A 5,726-nucleotide genomic window follows, 5' to 3' on the forward strand; every position below is an offset into this window, starting at 1 on the left:
CGCCAGGGCCACGGCCAGCACGGACAGCGCGGCCCCGGCCAGGATGCGCGACAGGGTGCGTCGCGACAGGGTGCGGTCGGCCAGGCGCCCGCCCAGCCAGTAGCCCGCGCTCAGGCTGGCGAGCACCACGCCGATGAGGCTGGTCCAGACTATGACCGAGGTGCCAAGGTGCGGGGCCAGCAGCCGCGCCCCCACCATTTCGAGCACCATGACCATGGTGCCGGACAGGAACATGATCGCGTCGAGCATGGGGCCTCCTGCGGGAGCGGGGACTGGGGAAGAGAAATAATGCGCGGGGATGCCGTGCTCTTGCTGTATCAGGGGGCGGGGCGGCGAGGCAACGGGGCGGGTACTGACGGGTAAACGGGCCGGTTATGCACGGTTATGAACGGTTGTGCATGGTTGTGCGAGAAATTGTCCCGCACACGAAAAGGGAGGCCGTCGTGTCCGGCGGGGGGACGCCACGCCCCTTTCGCGTCTCCGCAGCGGGGCGGAGCATGGCGGGCCGAAGCGATTTCGCGGCAGACACCGGGCCGACGGCCTCTGCGCCGGGACAGGGAGCACCCCACTCTCCGCCGCAAGCGCGGGTATGCCCGGACGCGCAAAAGGGGCTCCGCCAATGCGGAGCCCCCTTGTCAAAACACCATGGGCCGGGCCTGCGCCCCGCGCTCTTCGCGCGCGGACATGCAGTGCACGCAGCGGGTGGTGGTGGGCACGGCCAGCAGCCGCGCTGCGGGAATTTCGTTGCCGCAGTCGTCGCAGTAGCCGAAGTCCTCGTCGTCCAGCCGTTCCAGCGTGGCGCGCAGCACCTGCAAGCGTGTCTCGGTGCGCTGCTTCCACGACCGGTAGGTCATGCCTTCCACGTCGGGCATCCGCTCGGGGTCGCCCCCGTCCGCCACACCCTGCAGACCGCGCCAGCGGTCCAGGGCCTCGCGCAGATCGCGGATTTCCTGCTTCAGTCTGCGCCGTACCACGGCAATGGTTTCTTCGCGCATGTCGTTCCTCCTTCGGCGCGGCCTCGGCCTGCCCGCGCTGTACGCGGGGGGGGCGGCAGGCGCCGGGTGCCCCTTGGGGCAAGTTTGTCGGGTGGGTAAAAAAAAGCCCCGTCTACCAGGGTGGTGGACGGGGTCGCGTGTTGCGTGTGCGTGCGGAATGCCGCTATGCGCCCCCTCCCGTCCCGGTGACGCGTTCACCACGGGCAAAGAACCGGTCGGAGCCGGTGAATGCGGTGGCGCGGGCGGAAAGGGAAATGAAACGCATGGGAGATTCCTTGCTGGTCTTGTGAGGGTAAATTCCGTGTGCTTCGCGAAAAACTGTTCCGGACACAACGCCCTTACTATACATCATCCCGCGGCCAATGCAAGCCCTGACACACCACCTGCTCCGCGCTTCGCGCCACGCTGCACAGGCGTTGCACAACACCATGAATTATCATGCGTTCGCCGACGACAGCACGCCCCGCCGCGGTACGCAACCCATTATGCCGTGACGGACTGCCGTTGCCGCTGTCCGGTGTCGCGGCCCTGCCACAGGGGGCACAAGGGGCACGGGGTGTACGTGGGACACAGGGGCCACTGGCGCTCCCTCCCGCCCGAAAAAACGGAACGCGCCGACCAGTCCGAAGACTGGTCGGCGCGTTCGCCCGGCGTGGAACGCCGGATTGGCTCAGCGGTCCTGCGTTGCTTCAAGGGGTGCGGATGCCGCGGCACCGCGCGACACCTCGTTCTGCGCATGGACGAACGTGAACAGGGCCGAAGTGAGAATGATGATGGCCAGCAACAAGTACCTCATCGAACGGACATCCTTCTGCGACGGTTGAAGGTGGCGAGGTACGGCGCCCTGGGCGCCTGCCTGCGCAATGCGGTCCCCGTTGCATGCGCTATAGTCCGGGATGCTCCGTCGCGCAAGACAAAATGCTTTTCTTTTCTGCATGGTGCAAAACATTGCGCAACTGCGTGACGCTCACGCATCACTCCGTTGCCGGATACCCTGCCCCTTGCGATGGCAGGCACACCATGCGCCTGGGCTGCCGACGTCCCCACCGGCTGCCTCGTTGCTTCCGGGCCGCCATCCTGTTAGATTGCATTCCTCGAAAAACGTACCCGCCCGGCAGCAACGGCCACCGTGCTGCCCGGCGCGCGGTTTCGCACCGTTTCACTCGGATGATGCCAACCGACCCACTATGGAAGGGAGAACGTTCATGTCCGGCTACATGCTTTGGGGCGGCTTCAATCTTTTCGTGCTCGTCCTGCTGGCCTTCGACCTTGGCGTGCTGCACCGCAAGGACAAGGAAATGTCCCTGTCCGGCGCACTATGGATGAGCCTTGCCTACTTCGTGCTGGCCCTGGCCTTCGGCGGCGGCGTATTCGTGTTCATGGGCGAACAGAAAGGGCTGGAATACATAACCGGCTACCTCATCGAAAAAAGCCTGAGCGTGGACAACATTTTCGTGTTCGTGCTGGTGTTCACCCATTTCGCGGTGCCCGCCTCATTGCAGTACCGGGTGCTGTTCTGGGGCATTCTGGGCGCGCTGGCCATGCGCGCCGGGCTTATCCTGGCCGGGGCGGCCATCCTGAACGCCTTCCACTGGGTGATCTACGTGTTCGGCGGGTTTCTGGTCGTTACCGGCATCAAGATGCTGCTGGCCGCCGACAGCGAGCCCGACCTTTCCGGCAACCGGGTGGTGCGGCTGTTCCGCCGCCACTTCCGCCTGACGGAAGGGTATGAGGGCGGGCAGTTCGTGGTGCGCAAGAACGGCCTGCTGCACGCCACCCCCCTGCTGGTGGTGCTGGTGATCATCGAATTCTCCGACCTGGTCTTCGCGCTGGATTCCATCCCCGCCATCTTCGCCGTATCCACCGACCCGTTCATCGTGTACACCTCCAACGTGTTCGCCATCCTGGGCCTGCGGGCGCTGTACTTCGCGCTGGCGGGGGTCATCCACCGCTTCCGCTACCTCAAGTACGGCCTGTCGCTGGTGCTGGTCTTCATCGGCGGCAAGATGATCGTAAACGCCGCCTTCGACGCCAAAATCATTTCCACCGGCGCCGCCTTGCTGGTGACCTTCGGCATCATCGCCGGGTCCATGCTGATCTCGATGCTGAAGACGCGCGGCGCGGGGGCGGATGCACAGGCCGCCCCGCCCCTGGGCTGGGTGCCGGGCACCCCGCGCAAGAGCGAAGGCTCCGCCGACGACACCGGCAAGACCCCGCGTTGACACCCCCTCTGCTCCGGAATATCTTTTATCCGCAAACAACCGCTCTCCCGGCTGCCCCGCCAGTCGACCCGCAAGGGATCCCGACTGCCGGGGCGGCCATGATTGGCCACGGCTGATCGCGACCATCAGCAACGGGTCGCAATGGGCCACGACGACACACGCACGACAACCGCCCCGGCTCCGGAACGCACCGGCACCCCATGGATACCCGCACCCGCCTCGCCTCCCTGCTGGAACGCCTGCGCGACAACGGACACCGGCTCACCCCCCAGCGGGTGGCCATCGTCCGCGCCCTGATAGAACACGACGGCCACCCCACGGTGGAACAACTGCACCAGTCCATCCTGCCGGACTTTCCCACCACCAGCCTGGCCACGGTGTACAAGACCATCGCCCTGCTGAAGGAAGACGGCGAGGTGCTGGAACTGGGCTTTGGCGAACTGGGCAGCCGCTACGACGGCAGGCACCCGAAACCGCACCCCCACCTTATCTGCACCCGCTGCGGGGCCATCGCCGACTATACACTGCAGGGACTGGACGAACTGGTGGCGCGCATGGCCGCCGAAACGGGCTTTGCCGTGGACAGCCACCGGTTCGACATGTTCGGGCTGTGCCCTGCCTGCCGAGGCGCGGCCCCGACGCCCCCGACCGACGGCCAGGCCGCCCGCCACACGGAGCACCGCCCGGACTGATCGAATTGGCCGGCCTGGCCTAATTGGCCGGACTGATCGAATTGGCCGGACTGGCCTAATTGGCCGGTCTGGCCGCGCACATGCGTCCCTTCAAATAGCACTGTTTTTACAGCACCCTCCACACCATATCAGGCCCGGCCCCGCCGGGCCTGTTCATTTCCGTTGACAGCCGTCTCCGTTTGTGAATAATAATTATTACAAAAGTATTTTTATCATTTATTGTAGCACCGTCTCACCCGACCGACATCCAACAAGCCCCCAACGGGAGGAACCCATGACAAAACACAAGCTCACCACCAACGCAGGCGCTCCGGTACCCGACAACCAGAACGCCATGACCGCCGGGCCGCGCGGTCCCATGCTGCTGCAAGACGTGTGGTTTCTGGAAAAGCTGGCCCACTTCGATCGCGAGGTGATCCCCGAGCGGCGCATGCACGCCAAAGGATCCGGCGCGTACGGCACCTTCACCGTCACCCACGACATCACCAAGTACACCAAGGCTGCCCTGTTCTCGAAAATCGGCAAGAAGACCGAACTGTTCGTACGCTTTTCCACCGTGGCGGGCGAACGCGGCGCCGCCGACGCGGAACGCGACATCCGGGGTTTCGCCGTCAAATTCTACACGGAGCAGGGCAACTGGGACCTGGTGGGTAACAATACCCCGGTCTTCTTCCTGCGCGACCCGCTGAAGTTCCCCGACCTGAACCACGCCGTGAAGCGCGACCCGCGCACCAACATGCGCAGCGCCAAGAACAACTGGGACTTCTGGACATCCCTGCCCGAGGCGCTGCACCAGGTCACCGTGGTCATGAGCGACCGGGGCATTCCCGCCAGCTACCGGCACATGCACGGCTTCGGCAGCCACACCTTCAGCTTCATCAGCCCGGACAACCAACGCTACTGGGTGAAGTTCCACCTGCGCACCCAGCAGGGCATCAGGAACCTGACCGATGCCGAGGCCGAGGCCATCGTGGCCAGGGACCGCGAAAGCCACCAGCGCGACCTGTACGACAGCATCGAGCGCGGCGACTTTCCCAAGTGGACCATGTACGTGCAGGTCATGCCCGAAAAGGACGCGGACACCAGCCCCTACCACCCCTTCGACCTGACCAAGGTGTGGTTCCACAAGGACTACCCGCTCATCGAGGTGGGCGTGCTGGAACTGAACCGCAACCCCGAAAACTACTTCGCCGAGGTGGAGCAGGCCGCGTTCAACCCCGCCAACGTGGTGCCGGGCATCGGCTTTTCTCCCGACAAGATGCTGCAGGGCCGCCTGTTCTCCTACGGTGATGCGCACCGCTACCGCCTGGGCGTGAACCATCACCTGATCCCGGTCAACGCCGCGCGCTGCCCTGTGCACAGCTACCACCGCGACGGCGCCATGCGGGTGGACGGCAACCACGGCAGCACCCTGGCCTACGAACCCAACAGCTACGGCGAATGGCAGGAACAGCCCGACTTCGCCGAGCCGCCCCTGGCCATCAAGGGCGATGCCGCGCACTGGAACTATCGCGAAGACGACGCCGACTACTACGACCAGCCCGGGCGCCTGTTCCGCCTGATGACCCCGCAGCAGCAGGACGAGTTGTTCCAGAACACCGCGCGGGCCATGGGCGATGCGCCGGAAGAGATCAAGCGACGCCATGTGGGCAACTGCGCCAAGGCCGACCCGGCCTACGGCGCGGGCGTGGCCAAGGCCCTGGGGCTGAAGATGTAACATGCACAGCGCGCCCGGCCCCACGGGCCGGGCGCGCACCATTGTTCCGGAGGGCGGCCCGGCTGCCGCCTCCTCCGCTCCGGCGGTCCGGCGCTCCGGC

General features: G+C 65.4%; 6 protein-coding genes. 3 read left to right on the forward strand and 3 right to left on the reverse strand.

The window, feature by feature from the left end:
* The 3 genes from FVW20_RS06225 to FVW20_RS19985 form a co-directional block, all read right to left on the reverse strand.
* On the reverse strand, positions 1–249 hold a 249-nt coding region (locus tag FVW20_RS06225; protein ID WP_196608753.1), incomplete at its 3' end, for a fused MFS/spermidine synthase.
* A gap of 386 nt (positions 250–635) precedes the next feature.
* Complete coding sequence (locus FVW20_RS06230) at positions 636–995, reverse strand: TraR/DksA family transcriptional regulator (protein WP_196608754.1); 360 nt, start codon at positions 993–995, stop codon at positions 636–638.
* A gap of 670 nt (positions 996–1,665) precedes the next feature.
* On the reverse strand, positions 1,666–1,791 hold the full coding sequence (locus FVW20_RS19985; protein WP_269145813.1) for a hypothetical protein: 126 nt from the start codon (positions 1,789–1,791) through the stop codon (positions 1,666–1,668).
* Positions 1,792–2,200: 409 nt separating this feature from the next.
* Here FVW20_RS19985 and FVW20_RS06235 point away from each other — a divergent pair, with 409 nt between their 5' ends.
* From FVW20_RS06235 to FVW20_RS06245, 3 genes are all read left to right on the forward strand, one after another.
* A complete protein-coding gene (locus tag FVW20_RS06235) occupies positions 2,201–3,217 on the forward strand; it encodes a TerC family protein (protein ID WP_196608755.1) in 1,017 nt (338 codons plus the stop codon).
* Between the two features lie 200 nt (positions 3,218–3,417).
* Positions 3,418–3,909 carry a Fur family transcriptional regulator gene (locus tag FVW20_RS06240; RefSeq protein ID WP_196608756.1) on the forward strand — a complete coding sequence of 164 codons (492 nt, stop codon included), beginning with the start codon at positions 3,418–3,420 and terminating at the stop codon, positions 3,907–3,909.
* Between the two features lie 274 nt (positions 3,910–4,183).
* Entirely contained in the window at positions 4,184–5,626 is a 1,443-nt protein-coding gene (locus tag FVW20_RS06245) for a catalase (protein ID WP_196608757.1), read from the forward strand.
* Positions 5,627–5,726 lie beyond the last annotated feature (100 nt).

This window comes from Nitratidesulfovibrio oxamicus, assembly GCF_015731765.1.
In the GTDB taxonomy this organism is placed as follows: domain Bacteria; phylum Desulfobacterota; class Desulfovibrionia; order Desulfovibrionales; family Desulfovibrionaceae; genus Cupidesulfovibrio; species Cupidesulfovibrio oxamicus.

What these genes read in the sequence shown, in the direction of transcription:
- FVW20_RS06240 (WP_196608756.1), top strand. Translation starts at nt 3,418, where the DNA reads ATGGATACCCGCACCCGCCTCGCCTCCCTGCTGGAACGCCTGCGCGAC.
- FVW20_RS19985 (WP_269145813.1), bottom strand. Translation starts at nt 1,791, where the DNA reads ATGAGGTACTTGTTGCTGGCCATCATCATTCTCACTTCGGCCCTGTTC.
- FVW20_RS06230 (WP_196608754.1), bottom strand. Translation starts at nt 995, where the DNA reads ATGCGCGAAGAAACCATTGCCGTGGTACGGCGCAGACTGAAGCAGGAA.
- FVW20_RS06235 (WP_196608755.1), top strand. Translation starts at nt 2,201, where the DNA reads ATGTCCGGCTACATGCTTTGGGGCGGCTTCAATCTTTTCGTGCTCGTC.
- FVW20_RS06245 (WP_196608757.1), top strand. Translation starts at nt 4,184, where the DNA reads ATGACAAAACACAAGCTCACCACCAACGCAGGCGCTCCGGTACCCGAC.